At 72.7% G+C, this 19,662-nt stretch carries 13 protein-coding genes and 1 pseudogene; 8 read left to right on the top strand and 6 right to left on the bottom strand.

Annotation, left to right across the window (positions count from 1 at the left end; translation table 11 throughout):
- Positions 1-64: 64 nt before the first annotated feature.
- Positions 65-2,896: a helix-turn-helix transcriptional regulator gene (locus MUU72_RS35130; protein ID WP_308403763.1), complete on the bottom strand. Its 2,832-nt coding sequence runs from the start codon at positions 2,894-2,896 to the stop codon at positions 65-67.
- Between the two features lie 571 nt (positions 2,897-3,467).
- Here MUU72_RS35130 and MUU72_RS01535 point away from each other — a divergent pair.
- From MUU72_RS01535 to MUU72_RS01520, 4 genes are all read left to right on the top strand, one after another.
- Complete coding sequence (locus MUU72_RS01535) at positions 3,468-3,902, top strand: DUF485 domain-containing protein (protein WP_248011227.1); 435 nt, start codon at positions 3,468-3,470, stop codon at positions 3,900-3,902.
- Complete coding sequence (locus MUU72_RS01530) at positions 3,899-5,530, top strand: monocarboxylic acid transporter (protein WP_248011226.1); 1,632 nt, start codon at positions 3,899-3,901, stop codon at positions 5,528-5,530. Before MUU72_RS01535 ends, MUU72_RS01530 begins: the two co-directional genes overlap by 4 nt.
- Positions 5,531-5,605: 75 nt before the next feature.
- Positions 5,606-7,561, top strand: a complete 1,956-nt coding sequence (gene acs, locus MUU72_RS01525; RefSeq protein ID WP_248011225.1) for an acetate--CoA ligase — start codon at positions 5,606-5,608, stop codon at positions 7,559-7,561.
- Positions 7,562-7,719: 158 nt separating this feature from the next.
- The gene (locus MUU72_RS01520) at positions 7,720-8,865 is read left to right on the top strand and encodes a metalloprotease (protein ID WP_248011224.1); all 1,146 of its coding nucleotides are present in this window, start codon (positions 7,720-7,722) and stop codon (positions 8,863-8,865) included.
- A 19-nt stretch (positions 8,866-8,884) separates the two neighbouring features.
- Here the strand turns inward: MUU72_RS01520 and MUU72_RS01515 are convergent, their stop codons facing one another.
- Together MUU72_RS01515 and MUU72_RS01510 are read right to left on the bottom strand one after the other, a co-directional pair.
- Positions 8,885-9,484, bottom strand: a complete 600-nt coding sequence (locus MUU72_RS01515; RefSeq protein WP_248011223.1) for a cysteine hydrolase family protein — start codon at positions 9,482-9,484, stop codon at positions 8,885-8,887.
- An 86-nt stretch (positions 9,485-9,570) separates the two neighbouring features.
- The gene (locus tag MUU72_RS01510) at positions 9,571-10,815 is read right to left on the bottom strand and encodes an MFS transporter (protein WP_248011222.1); all 1,245 of its coding nucleotides are present in this window, start codon (positions 10,813-10,815) and stop codon (positions 9,571-9,573) included.
- Between the two features lie 138 nt (positions 10,816-10,953).
- Between MUU72_RS01510 and MUU72_RS01505 the strand changes: the two genes are divergently transcribed.
- On the top strand, positions 10,954-11,889 hold the full coding sequence (locus tag MUU72_RS01505; protein ID WP_248011221.1) for a LysR family transcriptional regulator: 936 nt from the start codon (positions 10,954-10,956) through the stop codon (positions 11,887-11,889).
- Between the two features lie 109 nt (positions 11,890-11,998).
- On the opposite strand, the pseudogene MUU72_RS01500 reads toward MUU72_RS01505, so the two are convergent.
- Positions 11,999-12,904 (bottom strand): annotated as a pseudogene (locus tag MUU72_RS01500) (alpha/beta fold hydrolase); the annotation flags it as partial.
- Positions 12,905-12,938: 34 nt separating this feature from the next.
- Here MUU72_RS01500 and MUU72_RS01495 point away from each other — a divergent pair.
- Positions 12,939-13,544, top strand: coding sequence for a CGNR zinc finger domain-containing protein (locus tag MUU72_RS01495; protein WP_248011220.1), 606 nt, complete (start codon positions 12,939-12,941; stop codon positions 13,542-13,544).
- A 135-nt stretch (positions 13,545-13,679) separates the two neighbouring features.
- Here MUU72_RS01495 and MUU72_RS01490 read toward each other — a convergent pair whose 3' ends face one another.
- A complete protein-coding gene (locus MUU72_RS01490; RefSeq protein ID WP_248011219.1) occupies positions 13,680-14,027 on the bottom strand; it encodes a hypothetical protein in 348 nt (115 codons plus the stop codon).
- Between the two features lie 149 nt (positions 14,028-14,176).
- Entirely contained in the window at positions 14,177-15,049 is an 873-nt protein-coding gene (locus MUU72_RS01485; RefSeq protein WP_248011218.1) for an NAD(P)H-binding protein, read from the bottom strand.
- Between the two features lie 88 nt (positions 15,050-15,137).
- Between MUU72_RS01485 and MUU72_RS01480 the strand changes: the two genes are divergently transcribed.
- Together MUU72_RS01480 and MUU72_RS01475 are read left to right on the top strand one after the other, a co-directional pair.
- Positions 15,138-15,860, top strand: a complete 723-nt coding sequence (locus MUU72_RS01480) for a helix-turn-helix transcriptional regulator (protein ID WP_282503476.1) — start codon at positions 15,138-15,140, stop codon at positions 15,858-15,860.
- 314 nt (positions 15,861-16,174) lie between these two features.
- Positions 16,175-19,660, top strand: coding sequence for an AfsR/SARP family transcriptional regulator (locus tag MUU72_RS01475; protein ID WP_308403762.1), 3,486 nt, complete (start codon positions 16,175-16,177; stop codon positions 19,658-19,660).
- The last annotated feature ends 2 nt before the right edge of the window (positions 19,661-19,662 follow it).

Here is a 19,662-nt window from a genome sequence, read left to right as displayed (position 1 = left end):
GGTCAGGTCGCGGTCGGCACCGAAGGGACGGCGGAAGCTGCCGGACCGACCTGACACGACGTCCTCACTGCGGGTCCGCATCGTGGGGGGCCAGCGCGCGCCTCAGCCCCGCGCGGCCGTCGATGGCGAGCTTCCCGTAGACGTTGGTCAGGTGCACCTCCACGGTGCGCAGACCGACGAAGAGGCGCTGGGCGATCTCGCGGTTGGTCAGGCCCCGGCCGGCCAGCTCCGCCACCCGCCGCTCGGTGGGGGTCAGTGCTCCCACGCCGTGGAACGTCCGGGTGCGCGGCCGGTCACCGGCGGCGCGCAGCTCCGCGAGCGCCTGGTCGGCCAGCGACGTCGCCGAGCACTCATGGGCGACGCTCACCGCCCGCCGCAGGTGCGCCCGGGCCTCGGACAGCCGGCCGGCCTTGCGGGCCAGGACCCCGCAGTCGGCCAGCGCCTGGGCGTACCGCACCCGCGCGGGTGTGCCGGCGAGGAGCCGTACGGCCTCGCCGAGCAGATCGAGTCCCTTGCGCCCGCCGACCACCACTCCCAGGGCGCGTACGGCCACCCCGGTCACCTCGGGCACGCCCCAGATGCGGGCCAGCCGCACCTCCTCCTGGGCCAGCGCCCTGGCCTCCTCGCCCTGCCGCAGCGCCGCGTGCACCAGCGCCGCCTCCGAACGCCAGGGAAAGAAACCGGGATTGGGCATCGAGCGGGCGCAGGTCCGCTCGCCGCACAGCAGGAAGTCGGCCAGCCCTTCCGGCAACCGGCCCTGGGCGCAGCGCAGCCAGCCGCGCACCATCAGGACGTAGTCGTGGATCCAGTTGCCGTTCAGCCGGCCGTTCAGGTCGCCGCGCACCAGCAGGTCTTCGGCGTCGGCGAGCTCGCCCTGCCGGAGCAGCGTCTCCGCCAGCGTCGTGATCGCGAACGTGCTGAGGCCGTTGCACGGGCCGACGCCGATACTGCCGAGTGCGCCCAGCGCGGCCTCCGCGTCGGCCTGGCAGTCCGTGAGGCGGCCGAGCCGGCAGTAGATGTTCGCCCGGGTGCTGAGGGCGTGGGCGTGGTGGAAGGCCGAGGCCCCGGCCTGCGCCGCCCGCACGGCCGCGTCGGCGTAGGTCAGCGCGAGGTCCGTCTCCCCGGCGGCTCCCAGCGAGGTCACCGCGCCGGTGTAGACGAGGGATGCGTCGTCCTCCGGGGCCATGCCCCGGCTCAGCGCCAGTCGGGCCAGGTCCACCACTTCTCGCGTGGACGTTCCCGCCATGGCGGCACGCAGGCTCAACAGGGCGGCCAGGGGCCGCTGCACCGGACCGCCGGCCGCGTCGGAGAGGTCCAGCTCCATCAGCCGCGGCACCACGGCCGGGGCCGAGGCCGCCTCGCTCAGGCTGGTGTGGATGAAGTCGATCTCCAGCCGCATGGCGTGGTCGGGGGCCGTTTCCCGGACCGCCTCGGAGGTGCGCCGCAACGCCTCCAGCGCGTCGGGGTGCCGGTCCAGGGCCAGCAGTGCGCCGGCCAGCTTGCGGGCGAGGGCGGTCTGCTTCGCCGGGTCCGCGGACAGTTCCAGGCTGCGCTCCAGATTGCGGACGGCGACCGGCAGGCTGGAGGTGAGTTCCAGTTCGCCCAGCGTCGCCAGCAGCGCGGACCGCACGTCCGCGGTGAGCTCCTCGCGCAGGGCGCGGCGCAGAAGGGCCGCGGCGTGCGCGTCGTCACCCTGCTCCGCGGCCAGCGCCGCAGCCCGGCCGAGCACCTCCGGCACCCACGGCTCGCCCAGGGGGCTGAGCAGCAGGTGAGCGGCCACCCGCAGCAACGGGGCCTCGTGCGCCAGCAGGTGCCGGGCCGCCCGGAGGTGGACGTCGCCCCGCCGGCTCGGCAGCACCACCGCGGTGACCGCCGCCGGCAGGACGTCGCAGACGAAGGACAGGCCGTGCTCCGTACCGGTCATCCACCCCGTGCCCACCAGCCGGTGCGCGGCGTCCGCGACGGCCGGCTCCGGCAGGCCGGTGACCTCCGTGATCAGGTCGGTGCCCGGCGCACCGCCGAGCACCGCGACGGCCTGGGCCGTGGCCACGGCGTGCGGATCGACCTCCTGCATCCGCAGGAGCACGGCCGAACCGAGGTCGGCCGGGACATGGCCGGTGATCCGGTCCGCCAGCTCCGCCCGGGGGCGCTGTCCCGAGGCCCGGAGCCCGCGCAGCACGGCGTGCAGCAGCAGGGGGTTGCCGCCGGTGGCCGCCCGGCAGGCGGCGGTGAACGGGGGCTCCGGGGGCTCACCCAGGACCTGGGCCGCCAGGGCCCCGACGGCGTCGTCGGCGAGGCCGTCGAGTGTCAGCCGGTGCGGGAACAGCGGCTCCACGGCGGCCACCGCAGCAGCGTGCGCAGGCGCGGCCCCCGGGCCGAGCGTGGCCAGGACGACCAGCGGCCGGTGGTCGGCCCTGCGCAGCAGGTACCGCAGCCAGAGCAGGGACTGCGGGTCGGCCCACTGAAGATCGTCGACGGCGATCAGCAGCCGTTTCTCACCCGCCAGCCGGACGGACAGCCGGTACAGGTCGCCGAGGACCTCCGCGTCCGGCCCGGTCATGGCCGCCCGCCCACCGGGCGGCTGCGTCCACGGGGCGAGCACCCGGGCGGCGTCCAGGGTCCGGTCGCGCAGCGGCGGAGCTGACGGGTCGTCCGCGGCCAGGTGCTCGAAGAGCCGTCGCACCACGCCGAAGGGCAGGTCGCGCTCCAGTGGATCCGCGACCGCCGAGACGACGCAGGTTCCGGGGTCCTGGCGGAGGTCCGCCAGGACGGCCCGCAGCAGCGCGGTCTTCCCGCTTCCCCAACTCCCGGTGACGGCCGCGGAGTCACCGCCGGTCCAGGGGCCGTCGAGCAGCCGGGCGAGGGCGCTCAGCTCACGTTCCCGCCCGATCAGCACCGGACCGCACTCCGTTCCGGAACGGAAGCGGTCCTTGCGGGGTTGGTCGGCATGTCACACCACGACTGTCTGGAGGGCGGTTCCCGTGCGGAGGCGGGGGAACGCGCGGTCTTACCTGGCTACGGAGCTGCCGGCCCACCGGCGCCATGCAGGGGGGCACACCCGCCGGGGCCGGCAGCTCTGCCCAGAAGGGTGACGCCGGCGTGCAAGAAATCGATAATTTTTCCGCAACGGGCCCCGGGCGGCGCGCAACGGGCCGCGGCCGCGAGATCTTTCGGTGCCCTGCCCCGCCCCGCGGTGCCTTAATCCTTCGGTGCGGCCCGTCATCCATCATGGCCGGTCCCGCTCCACACTGTGGCTGGACAACGGTCCTGCGACCGGGCCGCCGTGCCCGTCCGCGCGGCTGTCAGGAGCCGGCTCATGCCGCCCCGTACTCCCCGCCGACCCGGGCTTCCCTGCTCACCGGCCGGCTGGGCAGCCCGTTCAACCGGTGCCGTGAACCGGTGCGCACACCACCGCCCGTGGCCGGCCCGGCCGCCGGGCCCCACCGAGCCCCATCACTGGAAGGTCTATGAACACGCACGCCTCCCCGCCCGGCAGCCCCACCGCCGGCGCGCCCGACAGCACGGGAGCCCCGCCCGCCGCTGGCGACCTCACCGCCACGGTGTTCCGGACCGCACAGCAGGGCCGGCCGTTCCGCGAACTCCGGCGCTCGCACCGGACGTTCGCCGCAGTGGCGACCACCGCGGTGCTCAGCCTGTACCTGCTGTACGTCCTGCTGTCCAGCTACGCACCCGGCCTCATGACCGGCCGGGTCGTGGGCAATCTGAACGTCGCGCTCTTCCTCGGACTCGCCCAGTTCGCCGCGACCTTCCTCGCCGCGTGGCTCTACACCCGGCACGCGCACCGCCGGCGGGACCCGCTCGCGGAAGAGATCAGGGACGGCATCGAGCAGGCCCGGATCCGTGCGCACAGCCACAGCGAGGCGGAGGGCACCGCGGCATGATCACTCCACTCCGGCAGACCGCCCTGGCCGCTGCCCCGGCTGCGGACGGCGGCCGTTGGCTGACCCTCGGCCTGTTCCTGGCGGTGGTGGCAGCCACGCTGGGCGTCACCCTCTGGGCGAGCCGGCAGACCAAGGGCACCACGGACTTCTACACCGGCGGCCGCTCGTTCTCCGGGTTCCAGAACGGCCTGGCCATCTCCGGCGACTACATGTCGGCCGCCTCGTTCCTGGGCGTCACCGGCCTCATCGCGCTCTTCGGGTACGACGGGTTCCTGTACTCCGTCGGCTTCCTCGTCGCCTGGGTCCTGGCGCTGGTCCTGGTGGCCGAACCGCTGCGCAACACGGGCCGGTTCACCATGGCCGACGTCCTCGCGTTCCGCCTGCGCCAGCGGCCGGTGCGCACCGCGGCGGGCATCTCGACCATGGTGATCTCCGTGGTCTACCTGCTCGCCCAGATGGTCGGCGCGGGGTCCCTGGTGGCCCTGCTGCTCGGCGTCTCCGGTGACGCGCCCAAGAAGTGGATCATTCTGGGCGTCGGCGTGCTGATGATCCTCTACGTCGTCGTGGGCGGTATGAAGGGCACCACCTGGGTGCAGATCGTCAAGGCCGGGATGCTGATGGCCGGCACGCTGGTGCTGACCGTTCTGGTGCTGAGCAGGTTCGGCTGGAACGTCTCCTCGCTCCTCGGCTCGGCGGCCGAGGCCAGCGGCAAGGGCCACGCCTTCCTCTCGCCCGGCCTGAAGTACGGCGCCGGCCCCACGACCGAGCTGGACTTCATCAGCCTCGGGGTCGCCCTGGTCCTGGGCACCGCGGGCCTGCCGCACATCCTCGTCCGCTTCTACACGGTGCCGACCGCCAAGGCCGCCCGGACGTCGGTGAACTGGGCGATCGGCCTCATCGGCAGCTTCTACCTGATGACGCTCGTGCTGGGCTTCGGCGCGGCGGCCCTGGTGGGGCACGCGAGGATCGGGGCCGCCAACCCGGCGGGCACCACGGCCGCACCGATGCTGGCCGAAGTGCTCGGCGGCGGGCCCGGCACCACGACGGGCGCCACCCTGCTGGCGGTGACCTCGGCGGTTGCCTTCGCCACGATCCTGGCGGTGGTGGCCGGCCTCACCCTCACCTCGTCCACCTCCTTCGCCCACGACCTGTTCGCGCACGCCCTGCGCAAGGGGCAGGCCAGTGAGCGCGAGGAGATCCGGACGGCGCGGTTCGCCGCGATCGGGATCGGCCTGGTGGCCGTCGTACTGAGCATGTTCGCCGACAAGCTCAACACCGCGGCGCTGGTGGCCCTGGCCTTCGCCGTCGCGGCCTCGGCCAACCTGCCGACGATCCTGTACAGCCTGTTCTGGAAGCGGTTCAACACCACCGGCGCGCTGTGCAGCATCTACGGCGGCCTGCTGGCCGCGGTGGTACTGGTGGTCTTCTCCCCGGTCGTCTCCGGCACCCCGGCATCCCTGGTGACCGGTGCGGACTTCCACTGGTTCCCGCTGGAGAACCCCGGCCTGGTCTCCATCCCGATCGGCTTCCTGGCCGGCTGGCTGGGCACCCTCGCCTCCCGCGAGAGAGACCCGGACAAGTACGCGGAGCTGGAAGTCCGTTCCCTCACCGGGGCCGGCGCGCACTGACCCCCGGCGCCGCGACGCCGTCGCGGCGCCCCACGTCTCCCTCACCCGACGAACGACTCCAAGGAACAGCACGTCGTGAACAACGCAAGCCTGGCCAACCTCCTCCACGAGGAACGGCGGTTCCCCCCGCCGCCCGGACTGGCGGCGGCCGCCAACGTCACCGCCGACAGCTACGAGAAGGCCGCCGCCGACCGCCTCGGCTTCTGGGCGGAGCAGGCCCGCCGGCTCAGCTGGGCCGTACCGCCGACCGAGACGCTGGACTGGTCCGATCCGCCCTTCGCCTCCTGGTTCGCCGACGGGAAGCTCAACGTCGCCTACAACTGCGTCGACCGGCACGTGGAGAACGGCCTGGGCGACCGGGTCGCGATCCACTTCGAGGGCGAGCCCGGCGACAGCCGCGCGATCACCTACGCCGAGCTCCAGCGCGAGGTCGCCAAGGCCGCCAACGCGCTGGCGGAACTCGGCGTGACCGCGGGCGTCCGGGTCGCGATCTACCTGCCGATGATCCCCGAAGCGGTCATCGCCATGCTGGCCTGCGCGCGCCTGGGCGCACCGCACTCCGTCATCTTCGGCGGCTTCTCCGCCGAAGCGGTCGCCGCCCGCATCCAGGACGCCGACGCCCAGCTGGTCATCACCGCCGACGGCGGCTACCGCCGCGGCAAGGCATCCGCCCTCAAACCGGCCATCGACCGTGCGGTGAAGAAGTGCCCGACCGTCGAGCACGTCCTGGTCGTGCGCCGCACCGGCGAGCCGACCGCCTGGTACGGGGACCGGGACCTGTGGTGGCACGACGTCGTGGACCGCCAGTCCGCCGAGCACCGCCCGCAGCCGTTCCCCGCCGAGCACCCGCTGTTCATCCTCTACACCTCCGGCACGACCGGTAGCCCCAAGGGCATCCTGCACACCACCGGCGGCTACCTCACCCAGGTCTCGTACACCCACCACGCCGTCTTCGACCTCAAGCCGGAGACCGACGTCTACTGGTGCACCGCCGACGTCGGCTGGATCACCGGCCACTCGTACATCACCTACGGCCCCCTCTCCAACGGCGCCACCCAGGTCCTGTACGAGGGCACTCCCGACACCCCGCACCAGGGCCGCTGGTGGGAGATCGTCCAGAAGTACGGCGTGACGATCCTCTACACCGCACCCACCGCCATCCGCACCTTCATGAAGTGGGGCGACCACATACCGGCCGGGTACGACCTGTCCTCGCTGCGCCTGCTGGGCTCGGTGGGCGAGCCGATCAACCCCGAGGCATGGGTCTGGTACCGGGAGCACATCGGCGGCGGCCGATGCCCGATCGTCGACACCTGGTGGCAGACCGAGACCGGCGCGATGATGCTCAGCCCGCTGCCCGGCGTCACGGCGACCAAGCCCGGCGCGGCGCAGGTGCCGCTGCCCGGCATCGCCGCGACCGTCGTGGACGACGCGGGGCGCGAGGTCCCGGACGGGGCGGGCGGCTACCTCGTCCTGACCGAGCCCTGGCCGTCGATGCTGCGCACCGTCTGGGGCGACGACCAGCGCTACCTGGACACCTACTGGTCCCGCTTCGAGGGCCTCTACTTCGCCGGGGACGGCGCCAAGAAGGACGAGGACGGCGACCTCTGGCTGCTGGGCCGGGTGGACGACGTGATGCTGGTCTCCGGCCACAACATCTCCACCACCGAGGTCGAATCCGCCCTCGTCTCCCACCCCGCGGTCGCCGAGGCCGCCGTGGTCGGCGCCACCGACCCGCAGACCACGCAGGCCATCTGCGCCTTCGTCATCCTGCGCGGCACCGCCTCGGAGACCGATGCCCTCGCGGACGAACTCCGCACGCACGTCGCCGGGGAGCTCGGCCCGATCGCCAAGCCGAAGCGCATCCTCACGGTGACCGCCCTGCCCACCACGCGCTCGGGCAAGATCATGCGCCGCCTCCTGCGCGATGTGGCGGAGAACCGCGTCCTGGGCGACGTCAGCACCCTCACCGATGCCTCGGTCATGGACCTCATCCAGGCCGCCCTGCCCACCGCCCCGGACGAGGACTGACGACCGACGGCCCGGCCGGCCACGAACGGTAGCGAGGCCCCGCGACGGGCGTGAGCCCTGGGCGGGGCCTCGCGCCGTGCAGCGGCGCGACCGCCGGCGCACCGGCCGCACCCCTGCCGCGCGCCGGGCCGTCCGGACCATGACGACCAGGGAGTCCCATGATGGATCAAGGAAACAGCCGCTTCCTCCGGAAGAGGTTCGTCATAGCAGGCTGCGGCGCCGTCCTGATGGCGGCCGCTCTCGCCCTCCCCCAGCTCTTCTCCGGTGCGGCCGGTGCGCCCGCCAGGCAGATCTGCCTGACCGGCGCCCTCCACTACGACTACCGGTCGGCCGAGGACGGGCCGGGCAAACCGTGGAAGACCAAACCGGTACGCAACGCCAACGTCGAACTGTGGGGCCGCGAACGGGCGTTGGGCACGGTCCGGAAACTCACCACCACCGCCCTGTTCACGGATGTCTCCGACGGCGGCTTCCAGGCGTGCTACACCCCCGGGCCCGCACCGACGGTGGACCTGCTGTGGGTCCGGATCTCGACGGAGAGCAGCAGGCTCTGGAAGGTCACCAACGGGTCAGGAGCCACCTTCACCTGGAACTCCCCGGCAACCACCGCGGTGTCCTCCAGCAGAGCGTTGGGAACCAGGAAGCCGCCCTTCGGCGACATGCGTGCCTGGCACGCCTTCGACACCGGGAACGAGCTGTGGTGGAAGCGCGGCAACCCGAAGAGCAACTGCTGGAGCGCCCGTGAGACCGACAACAACGCCTGTACCGAACTGACCCTCCAGTGGGACGCGTCGGCACCTGCCGATGCCTACTACGACACCGGGCACCACACCGTCCACCTGGCCGGCGCGGTGCCCGACTCCGAACACACGGTGCTGCACGAGAGCGCGCACTTCCTCCAGCACCTCCTGTTCGGCGGCTGGTTCCCGCGGGTCACCCGGTGCAGCCCGCACTGGGTCGACAAGGCCAGTTCCGGAACCTGCGCGTGGACGGAAGCCTTCGCCGACGCGGCCGCCGCCTACGTCCTGGGCGACTACCGCTACGTCGGGGAGAACGGAATACCCACCAGCTTCGCGCACGGCCCCACCTACGATGACGGCGACACCGTCCAGGGCAACGTGGGCGGCTCCCTGCTCGACCTGTGGCGCACCAGGGACGGCGGCACCTGGAACCGCACCATCGCCATGCTGACCGAGCACCACATCTCCACGTTCCGGGCGTACTTCGCCCTGAGGTCTGCCGCCCGCCTCGACACCGGACGCCCGGCACGTCAGATCCTGCGCAACCACACCATCCACTACTGACACCGCACCGTGGCTCGCGTCAGTCAGCCCGGAGCAGGGCGCGCAGCTCGGTGGTGTCGATGATGTGGGCCCGTGAGGGGAAGACCCGGTGGAGCAGGACGTCGTGGACCTCGGTGTCCGGGTCGGCGACGCCGTCGGACAGGACGTAGAGCCGGTAGTCGCGGTCGGCCGCGTCGATGACGGTGGACAGGACGACTCCGCCGGTGCTGATGCCGGAGACGACCAGAGTGGTGATGCCGCGCTCGCGCAGCTGCTGGTCGAGGTCGGTCGTGGACATGCCGCCGTATCGGACCTTGCGCACGACGATGTCGCCCTCCTGGGGAGCCAGGCGCTCGTGGACGGCGGTGGCAGGGTCCTCGTGGTGCATGGCGCGGTGGTGGGCCAGCGGGGCGAAGGACTTGTTGGAGGCCGGGATCGCGTCCCAGTCCGCCTCGGTGAAGCCGACGCGTACGTAGGCGATGGTGCCGCCGTTCACGCGAACGTCGGCGATGGCCCCTGCCACGCGACCGAGCAGGGCGTTTCGGTCCTCGCCTGCGGGCACCACGGCCAGGATCGCGGGCTGGTAGTCCATGACGAGAAGAGCGGTGTGCGCGGGGTCGAGTGCGGGGGCAGTGCTCACGCGATGTTCTCCTTGCTGGTGGTGTGCCTGGTCGACGCGGACGCGCGGCGGACCGGCTGCGGGTCTCAGGGGCGAGTTGCGGTGGCTCATGAGGGGCTGGGGGACGGTTCCGGCTCGTGCTGCGACGTCTGCTCCTGTCGGGGAAGCAGGAGCGGGGTGGCCAGGATGAGCAGCCCTGCGGCCGTGAGAGCGGTGCGTGGGCTGGTGACGTCGGCGAGCAGGCCGGCGAGCGCGGTGAGGACGGCGATGGACGCCTGCTGCCCGATCGACCAGGCCGACAGGGTGCGGGCGACGAGGTGCTTGGGAGTGTGTTCGAGCCGGTAGGTGGCGAGCACCGGGCTGTACAGGCTCATGTTGATGATGATCGCCAGCTCGACGGCCATCACGGTGACGAGGCCGACGACGCCGGGACGGACGAAGACCAGGCCGATCAGCCAGATGGCGCGCAGGGTGCCGACGGTCCGGAAGACCCGGTGCCGGCCGAAGCGGGCCACGACACGGTGGGCCAGCCGGGAGCCGATGAGTCCGCCGAGGCAGGGGGCGGCGAAGGCGAGGGCGTACTGCCAGGGTGGGAACCCGAGCTGTCGAAGCAGGAGCACGGCCAGCAGCGGCTCGGTGGCCATGATCAGACCGGAGACGAGCATGTTGTTGACGTAGAGCGGCCGCAGACCGGGGTGGCCCATGATGTGTCGCCAGCCGTCGAGCAGCGCGCCCGCCCGGACCGGGCTCTTGTCGGTGGTGCGCGGCGCTTCCTCCTGGCCGCGGATCGCGGTGATGCCGAGTGCGGAGAGCAGGTAGCTGAGCGCATCGGCCACCACGGTGGTGACCGGCCCCAACAGGCCGATCGCCGCCCCGCCCAGCGGTGGCCCCACCGCTATGGAGCTCCAGTTCGTGGACTCGAACCGCGCATGGGCGACGAGAAGATCGTCCGGCCGCACGAGGGCCTTGAGGTAGGCGCCGCTGGCCGCGTTGAAGGCGATCTTGGCTGCGGCGACCGCGGCCGAGACCACGAGCAGCTGGACGAAACCGAGCCGTCCGAAGGCGTAGGCGACGGGGATCGACGCCATGGCCGCGAACCGGGCCAGGTCCATCATGATCATGACCGGGCGCTTGCGCCGGAACTCCACCCACGGCGCGAGCGGCACCGCGATCAGCGCACCCACCGCAGGCCCCACCGCGGACAGCGCGGACACCTCAGCCGGTCCGGCATGCAGCACCAGCACCGCGATCAGCGGCAACGCCCCGAACCCCAGCCCGGACCCATATGCGCTCACCGCGTACGACGCCCACAGCCAGCCGAACTGCCGGCCCAACCGTCTCCTGCCCACCATGCTCAGCGCACTCCCTTGAGGTCCCACTGGAACAAACTGACGTTGATCGATGAGAGGTAATCGGGAAGGGCAACGGCAGGTCAAACAACCGATCTGCCGACGACCTACAACTATTGGTTGTTCGCTAGGGTGGTCGGCGTGGATCTCGAAGCAGTACGTACCTTCGTCGCCGTCGCGGAAGAGGGCCAGTTCCAGAAAGCCGCCGCCGACCTGTCGATCACCCAGCAGGCCGTCTCCAAACGGATCGGCGCGCTGGAGCGCACCCTCGGCGTGCGGCTGTTCACCCGCACGCCGCGCGGCGCCGAGCCGACCATCGACGGGCAGGCGTTCCTCCCCCATGCGCGCGAGCTGCTGCGCGTCGGGGAGCGCGCGGTCGCCTCCGTTCGCACCGGCCGCCGTCCGCTGCGCGTCGACGTGATCGCCTCGCGCGTCGCGCCATCGGGCCTGATGCGCGGCTTCCACCACGCGCATCCGGAGATCGACCTCGACGTGGTGATGCTGTTCGACGTCGAGACGGCCGTCGCCGCCATCCGGTCGGGTGCGATCGACGCCTCCTTCCGCGCCGTCGCCATGCCCGGCCGGCCCCTCCCCGAGGGTATCGAGTCCGTGCGGGTTCTCGACGAGCCGCACCAGCTCCTCACCGGTCCCGCCCACACGCTGGCCCGCGCCCGGTCGGTGACCGTCGAGGAGCTCGCCGGGCACCGGATCTGGATGCCCGGCATCGTTCCCGGAACCGAGTGGGCCGCCTACTACGACGATCTCGCCGCCGAGTTCGGCCTCACCATCGAGGCAACCGGCCCCAACTTCGGCTCCGACACGCTCCTCGACACCATCGCCGACACGCCGGCCCTGGCCACCCTCACGACCGAGCAGACCCGCCTCGTCTGGCCCGTCGGCCACGGCCTGCGCCGCATCCCGGTGACCGACCCGACACCGGTCTACCCGCACTCCCTCCTCTGGCACCGCGACAACCCCCACCCGGCGCTGGCCACCCTCCGCGCCCACCTCGCCGCCACAGCGGCCGGCCACGACACCGCCGGGACCTGGGCGCCAGGCTGGGCGATGCCGCACTGAACGGCCTCGCCCGCGCGGCCGCCGTCGGGGGGATGTGCTCCGGCGGGCGGTGCCCGGCGCCCCTCGCGGTCTGGAGGACGGTGGCCGGTGCCGGGGCGCCGAGCCGCTGTCACCGACGAGCGGCCAACACCGCCGCGAGGCCCTCCTGTAGGTCCTTCACGAAATACCCGGTCACCTCCAGCGACGGGAAATGCCCTCCGGATTCGGGCGCCCGCCACCGGACGATGCGGCGGTACCGCTCCTGTGCCCAGGGGCGCGGACACTTCTCGATATCGCGGGGATACATACTGATCGCTGCCGGGACGTCGACCCGGAGTTCCGGGTCCAGCGAGTTGTGGCTTTCGTAGTAGATGCGGGCCGCCGACGCGCCGGTCCGCGTCAGCCAGTACAGGGTGACGTCGGCAAGAATCCTGTCCCGGGACATCGTCTCGAACGGGCTGTCCTCGGTATCCGACCACTCGGCGAACTTGTCGAGGATCCAGGCGAGAAGCCCGACCGGTGAATCGACGAGCGAGTAGCCGATGGTCTGCGGCCGGGTCGCCTGCTGCTTCGCGTACCCCGCGCGGTGGCGCCAGAAATCACGGGTTTCCTCGGTCCACCTGCGCTCGACCGCGGTCAGCCCGTCCGTTGTCAGCCCGGGCGGCGCCTCCGCGAACAAGGTGTGGATCCCGAGAACGTGCGCCGGGAACCGGCCGCCGAGAACCGTGGTGATATTTCCGCCCCAGTCACCGCCGTGTGCCAGGAATCGGCGGTAACCGAGCCGTCCCATCAGCTCGACCCACGCGGCCGCGATCCTTTCGGTTCCCCACCCGGTGGTGGCCGGTTTGTCGCTGTAACCGAAGCCGGGCAGCGACGGGACCACGACGTGGAACGCCGGCGCGCCGGCATCGTCCGGCTCTGCCAGTTCGTCCACGACGTCGATGAACTCGGCGATGCTGCCCGGCCAGCCGTGCGTCAGGATCAGCGGAGTGGCATCCGCGCGCGCGGAGCGGCGGTGCAGGAAGTGAATTCCCAGACCGAGCCGGGCCGCAACCGGCTAAGGTGGTTCCATGCGTGCTGCGTTCCCTGACTTCCGCCTCGGTAGGGTGCTGGCGACCAGCTTCACGGGAACGCTGTCGGAGCGTTACGGCAAGGCCGTCGAGCGCATTCCCACGCCGCACCGGCTCGTCGACTGGCTGGCAGTCAACGACCTCGCCGTGGACTCCTGCACCCCTGCCCAGCTCGACCTCGCCAGGGAACTGCGGGAGGCGATCCACGCCGCCGCCACGGCGGCCGCGGTCCAGGAGGCGCTCCCCGCGGCTGCCGTCCACGTCATCAACGACCACAGCACCCGGGGTCGGGCCGCGGCGGTCCTGACGCCCGAGGGGGAGCGGCGGTGGCGCCTCGGCTCGGCCTCCTGCGTGGAGGACGCCCTCAGCGTGATCGCCGCCGATGCGATCAGCATCATCGCGGGCGAACGAGACGGAGAACTGGCCTTGTGCGCCTCACCGACCTGCCGGGCCGCCTTCTTCGACACCAGCCGGAGCCGCACCCGCAAATGGTGCGACATGAACACGTGCGGCAACCGCCAGAAGAAGGCGCGCTTCCACGCCAACCACCGCAAGGACGCACCCGACGGACGGCCCCCGGGCATCGACGAAGAGCAGCACACGTAACGCAACACCGTCGAACGAGCAAGCAACCGCGCGAAACGGCGCCGCTCGAATCAGCGCTGGTCGACACAGCCCCGCGCGAAACAGCGCCGGCCGGGCCCGCCCGCCGCCCGCCCGCGGACGGCCGGGCCCCCTGTGTCACTGCCCCTGAGCGGGCGGCTGTTGCGGCGGAGGGGCGCCGTACGGGCCGGGGTGCTGCGGCGGCTGCCCGGGAGGCATGACCGGCGGATGCGCCTGCCCGCCGGGCTGCTGCACCGAGGGGTACCCCGGACCGGGCTGCTGCATCGGCGGGTACCCCGGACCGGGCTGCTGGACGGGCGGGTACGGCGCCTGGTGCGGCATGCCCGGGCCCGGACCCCAACTCCCCGGCGGGACCGGCGGCTGGGCGTTCCTGCCGCGCTTGCTCATCGCCGTCGCGGCGACGACAACCCCCACCGCGATCGCGCCCAACACGGCCAAGATCAGCAACAGCTCCAGCACCATCATGCCTCCCTGCCCCTCCGGCGCTTCACGGCCCTGCGGAAACGCCCTGCCATTGACCCACCACGACCGTACAACCACAAGAACGCCGGCAACCTCAACTCCAGCCGCTCAGCTGGGCTCCGTGTCCCTCGCCGGGCGGACGGGCACCGTCGTCAGGTCAGCGCGGGCCGGAGGGTTTCGTAGGCCCAGGACACCAGCGTCGTCGGGGTCGTCGTGGTCGCGGTGCGGGGTTGCTCGGGGGTGAAGCCCTCGCGCAGCCCGGTCGACATACCAAGGACCGCGTCGGCGAGCCGGGGCGGCATACCGGAAGCGGTGAGCTGCGCATACATGGCCTCGTCCGCGATCCGCTCGGCCGTGATCCGGCGCCCCAGCACCGCGCTGAGGATCTCGGCCACTTCGGACCAGGTGAAGTCGGCGGGGCCGTGCACGGCCTGCACCTGCCGGCCGGACCAGGAAGGGCTGAGCAGCCGGGTCACGGCGACTTCGGCGATGTCTCTCGGGGCGACCCAGGCCATGGGGCTGTCGAGCGGCAGCACGACCTGCACGGTTCCGGCGCGCAGCGCATCGAGGTGGAGCAGCAGGTTGGTGAAGAAATAGCCGCAGCGCAGGTGCGTGACATCGGCGCCGGTGGCGTCCAGGGCGGTCTCGGTGTGGGCCAGACCGTCGATCTCGCCGGCGCCGTGCCGCTTCTCGGCGCCGACACTGCTCTGGAACACCACCCGTCCGATGGCGTTCTGCGTGACGGCGGCCACGACGCTGTCGGTGGCGCGCGCGTAGTCGGCGAGCGGGTCGGCACCGGCCGGCGTGGGGTCCACCCAGAAGAGCGCGTCCAGGCCCCTGGTGGCATCGACGACCTGCGCGGCGTCGTACTGGTCGACCTTCACGACATCGACGAGGCCCCGCAGGTCCGGGGCCAACCGGTCCGGCCTCCGCATCAGCAGCCTGGGCCGGGTTCCGGCCCGCACCAGGATGCGTACGACATGGTGGCCGACGTTGCCGTTGGGTGTGGTGACAGCGATCTGCACGTGCGGTCCTTTCGAGTCGCGGAGATCGCCACCACGGTAGGAACAGAGGCGGCCTGATTCCGGCCGCCTTTCCTGGCAGGCTGACCGTATGGATGCGGATCCGACAGCACGGACGTTGCACCTGCTCATGCTGCTGCGAAGCGGGGGCGACTGGCCCGCCGCAACCCTCGCCCGGCGCCTGGGCGTCAGCGTGCGCACCGTCCGACGCGATGCACAACGACTGCGGGAACTGGGCTACGACGTGCAAGCACGCCCGGGCCCGGGCAGCAGCTACCGGCTTCGTCCGGACGTGCAGATCCCCCCACTGCTGTTCAGCGCCGATGAGATCGCCGCCGTCATCGCCGGTCTGCGCGTGCTGCAATCCTGGCTCCCGGACGATCCGGTCACCTCCCGCGCGCTGCTCAAGCTGGACCAAGTCCTTCCCCGCCGCCTCCGGCAACGGGCGGCTGCCACCGCTCTGGCCACCGAGGTCCTCCAGCAACCGACCACCGCCATCAGCTCAGCCGCCCTCGGCGTGATCGCTGACGCAGTGGCCCACCACGGCAGGATCGAGTTCCACTACACCGACCGGCGGAACCGCACCTCGACCCGCCTGGTCGAGCCGTACCGGTACATCCTGCGCACCGGCCGCTGGTACCTCATCGCCTTCGACCTCGGCAGGGATGACTGGCGCGCGTTCTGCCTGGACCGCATGACCGACCTCACCCCGGTCCCCGGCACCCACCGGCCCCACGAGTTCCCCGCCCCCTCCATCGAGCACTGGCTCACCACCGACTTCGGCCGCACGCCCCGAACAACCAGCGCCCGATAGCAGCCGGGCGCACCCGCCGCGACGACGCCCCCCGGCAGCCGCTCGCGGGTGCGCCGCCATGAGCGAGGTCGCCGCCGGTCATGGGCACTGACATGAAAAGGTAATGAGGTGCCGGAGGCACTGGTATCCCTTCCGGCCCGCCGCTAGCCTCCCGGCATGGATCAAGTCTGGCCAGCCCTGATCGCCGCCTTCGCCGCCCCCGCAGGTTCTGCTGTCACCGGACTGCCGAGCATCGAGACCGCACGCGAGCGGAAGGGAAGGGGCGTCCGCCACGACGCCTGTCGGGGGGCGGCGCGGCCCCGGGCGTTCGGGGAATGCGAGGGGCGCTCCGGCTCCGGGGTCCGGCGGGTGCTCTTCGGGGCGCGGGCGGTCGGTGCGGCGGGGGCGGTTCCGGGGGCGGTGAGGCTCGGTGGCCGCAGTGTGGTCACGCCGTACGGGTGCGGTGCGGCCGAAGGCCGGTGCGCGCCGGCCGGTTTCCGCGGTGGGCGGGAAAAGGGCCGGGTGGGGGTGCGCGGTTCCCTGCGCGCGGCGCAGCGCGCTTCGATGCCGGCCGGCGCCGGGGATTTACCCGACGTCTGATCCCGAAACGTCGCGGAAACGTTACCCCAACCCACCGGGAAGTCGTCCGACACTACCTTCGCGGGAGCATCCTCGACCCGAGCGCGCCCCGATGGCGCTCGGCGCAGGCGCCGCGTACGACCCGCGCCCGGCCCGGCCACGACAACGCCGCTTTCGGCTGCCCCGGCACGCCTCCCGCGGCAGGGGCTGACGCAGCCGCCCGCGAGCGCCGCCGGCGGGCTCCGGCCGACCGGACCGGCAGGCTCCGGCCAACAGGAACAGGCTCATACGACACTAGGGGTTGCATGGTGATGCGGAATGGTCCGGTCTATCGCATTCTGGGCCCGCTCGAAGTCGTCTTCCCGGGGTCACCGGAGAGCCGGGTGCCGCGCGGTCGCACGCAGACGGTACTGACCGCGCTGCTCCTCGACGCGAATCGCGTGGTCAGTGCGGAGTACCTCATGGAAGCGGTGTGGGGGGAAAATCCGCCGCTCACCGCGCGCACGCAGATACAGACCTGCATCTCGGGGCTGCGGACCTTATTCTCGAAGGGCGGACGCCCTTCGGTCATCGTGACGAAAAGCCCCGGGTATGTGATGCAGGTCGCCGCGGGGGAACTCGACAGCCAGGTATTCCTTTCCGAAGTCGCCGAAGCGCAGGCGCTGATGCGCAAGGACCGCGCCGGTGAGGCGCAGGAACTCCTCAGGTCGGCCCTTTCCCTGTGGCGTGGCCCGGCGCTCAGCGGCACCGAGAGCGACCGCCTGATGCAGCGCGCCGAGCACATGGAAGAAGCCCGCCTCGCCGCGTTGGAGACGTACGCCGGACTGCGGCTCGACGCGGGGCGCCACGCCGAACTCGTCGGGGAACTGCGGGCCCTGCTCGCCGAACACCCGCTGCGCGAGCGCACCCGCGGGCAGTTGATGCTCGCCCTGCACCGCTCGGGCCGGACCGCCGAGGCGCTGGAGACCTACCGGGCCGGCCGCCGGCTCGCCGTGGAGGAGCTGGGGCTGGAGCCCGGCGACGCGCTGCGGGAGACGCAGCGTGCCATCCTCTCCGGTGAGGCCGGGGCCGCCCCGGCCGGTGCGCCGCCCGCCGCGCCCGCCGAGCCCCCGGCGGACGGGGACCTGCCCGGGCCGGCGGCCGTCGGCGCGGCGGAGGGCGCCGACACCGCCGTGCCCTGCCAACTGCCGCCGGACGTCGTCGGCTTCGTGGGCCGGTCCGACCGGCTGCGGACCATCGAGGAGCTGCTCACCGGCGCCGACCCCACCGGCGTGCGGGCCGTCGCGCTCACCGGGCCGCCCGGCGTCGGCAAGAGCGCCCTCGCGGTGCACGCCGCCCACCGGATCGCCCGCGCCTTCCCCGACGGCCAGCTCTACTGCGACCTGGGCCGCGAGCCCGGCCGCCGGCTGACCGCGAGCGATGTCCTCGGCCGCTTCCTGCGGGCGCTCGGCGTCCCGGGCGAGGCGCTGCCCGCGTCCTGCGACGAACGGGCCGCGCTGTACCGGCAGGTGCTCGCCGGGCGGCGGATCCTCGTGGTCCTCGACGACGTGGCGACCGAGGACCAGCTCGGCCCGCTGCTGCCCGGTGCCGGCCCCGGCGCCGTCCTCGTCACCGGCAGCCCGCGGGCGGCCGGCCTGCCCGGTGTGCGGACCCTGGCCGTGGACGTCCTGGCGGACGACGAGGTCCTGCGGATGCTCGCCGGGATCGTCGGCGAGCGGCGGGTGGCGAGCGAGGCGCCGGCCGCCGAGACGCTGGGCCGCATCGTGGGCCGGCTGCCGCTGGCCCTGCGGATCGTGGCGGCCCGGCTCGCGGCCCGCCCGCACTGGTCGCTGGCGTGGATGGTCGAGCGGCTCTCCGACGAGCACCGGCGCCTCGACGAACTGGCCTACGGAGACCTGGCGATCCGTACCGGCATCGCCCTGTCCTACGAGGCCCTCGACCACCAGGCCCGCCGCCTGCTGCGCCTGCTGAGCCTGCTGGACGGGCCCTCGACCGGCGGCTGGGTCGCCGCGGCCCTGCTCGACGTGGACCTCTTCCAGGCCGTCGACCTGCTCGACCAGCTGGTGGAGGCGCAGCTCCTCGAAGTGGTCGGCAACGACGCGACGTCCAGCCCCCGCTACCGGCTGCCCGGCCTGATCCGGCTGTTCGCCCGCGAGGAACTGGACCGGCACCGGGACGCCGACGACTGCGACGCCGCCCTCGTCCGGGTGACCGGCGGCTGGCTCAGCCTCGTCGACGAGGCGCACCGGCGGATCTACGGCGGCGACTTCACCGTCCTGCACGGCCCGGCGCCGCGCCGCAGCCCGGCCGGCCTCACCCCGGACCGGGCGCTGGCCGATCCGCTGGCCTGGCTGGAGTCCGAGCGCGCCAACGCGTGCGCCGCCGTCGGCCTCGCGGCCCGCACCGGGCAGGCCGAGGCGTGCTGGGACCTGGCCACCGGACTGGTCTCGCTGTTCGAGGCGCGCTGCTACTTCGAGGACTGGGAGGCGACGCATCTCCAGGCGCTGGAGAGCGTGCGGGTGGCCGGCGCCGAGCGCGGCCGCGCGGCGCTGCTGTGCTCGCTGGGCTCACTGCACCTGAGCCGCTCGCAGCTCAAGGCGGCCCGGCAGCGCCTCGTCCCCGCCCTGGAGCTGTTCACCGCGCTCGCCGAGGTGCACGGCTGCGCCCTGGCCCGGCGCAATCTCGCCCTGCTGGAGGCGCGCCAGCGCAATCCGGAGGCCGCGCTCGGCCACTTCTGGGTGGCGCTCGGCGAGTTCTGGGAGGCGGGCGACTACGTCGGCGCGGCCAGCGTGCTGGTGCACATGGCGCGCCTGGAGGGCGACCGCGGCAACTGGGGGACCGCCAGCGGCTATCTGAACGAGGCGCTGGACCTCTGCCAGGGCGTGGGCAGCCGCCGGGTCGAGTTGCAGGTGCGCTACGTGCTCAGCGACCTGATGCAGTGCCACGGGCGGTACGAGGAGGCCGAGGAGGTGCTCACCGACCTGCTGCGGCAGGTGCGGGAGCGGCGGGACGTGGCGGGGGAGGCACGGATCCTGCACCGCCTCGGCGGCATCAGCGCCCGCCTGGGCCGCACCGACGACGCCCAGCGCCTGCTGCGCGCCGCGATCGCGACCCGGGAACGCATCATGGACCGGGTGGGTGCGGCCGAGGTGCGCCTGGAACTGGCCCAGTTGGAAGCGGACCTGGAGGACCGGGTGGTCCAGCCGCCGTGTGCGGGAAAGGGGAGCGGGCCGCACCGCTGAGG

This window comes from Streptomyces rhizoryzae (genome assembly GCF_023155275.1).
In the GTDB taxonomy this organism is placed as follows: Bacteria; Actinomycetota; Actinomycetes; order Streptomycetales; family Streptomycetaceae; genus Streptomyces; species Streptomyces rhizoryzae.
This window is presented reverse-complemented; position numbering and strand designations above follow the sequence as displayed.

What these genes read in the sequence shown, in the direction of transcription:
- MUU72_RS01535 (WP_248011227.1), top strand. Translation starts at nt 3,468, where the DNA reads ATGAACACGCACGCCTCCCCGCCCGGCAGCCCCACCGCCGGCGCGCCC.
- MUU72_RS01530 (WP_248011226.1), top strand. Translation starts at nt 3,899, where the DNA reads ATGATCACTCCACTCCGGCAGACCGCCCTGGCCGCTGCCCCGGCTGCG.
- MUU72_RS01520 (WP_248011224.1), top strand. Translation starts at nt 7,720, where the DNA reads ATGATGGATCAAGGAAACAGCCGCTTCCTCCGGAAGAGGTTCGTCATA.
- MUU72_RS01510 (WP_248011222.1), bottom strand. Translation starts at nt 10,815, where the DNA reads ATGGTGGGCAGGAGACGGTTGGGCCGGCAGTTCGGCTGGCTGTGGGCG.
- MUU72_RS01495 (WP_248011220.1), top strand. Translation starts at nt 12,939, where the DNA reads ATGCGTGCTGCGTTCCCTGACTTCCGCCTCGGTAGGGTGCTGGCGACC.
- MUU72_RS01490 (WP_248011219.1), bottom strand. Translation starts at nt 14,027, where the DNA reads ATGATGGTGCTGGAGCTGTTGCTGATCTTGGCCGTGTTGGGCGCGATC.
- MUU72_RS01480 (WP_282503476.1), top strand. Translation starts at nt 15,138, where the DNA reads ATGGATGCGGATCCGACAGCACGGACGTTGCACCTGCTCATGCTGCTG.
- MUU72_RS01475 (WP_308403762.1), top strand. Translation starts at nt 16,175, where the DNA reads ATGCGAGGGGCGCTCCGGCTCCGGGGTCCGGCGGGTGCTCTTCGGGGC.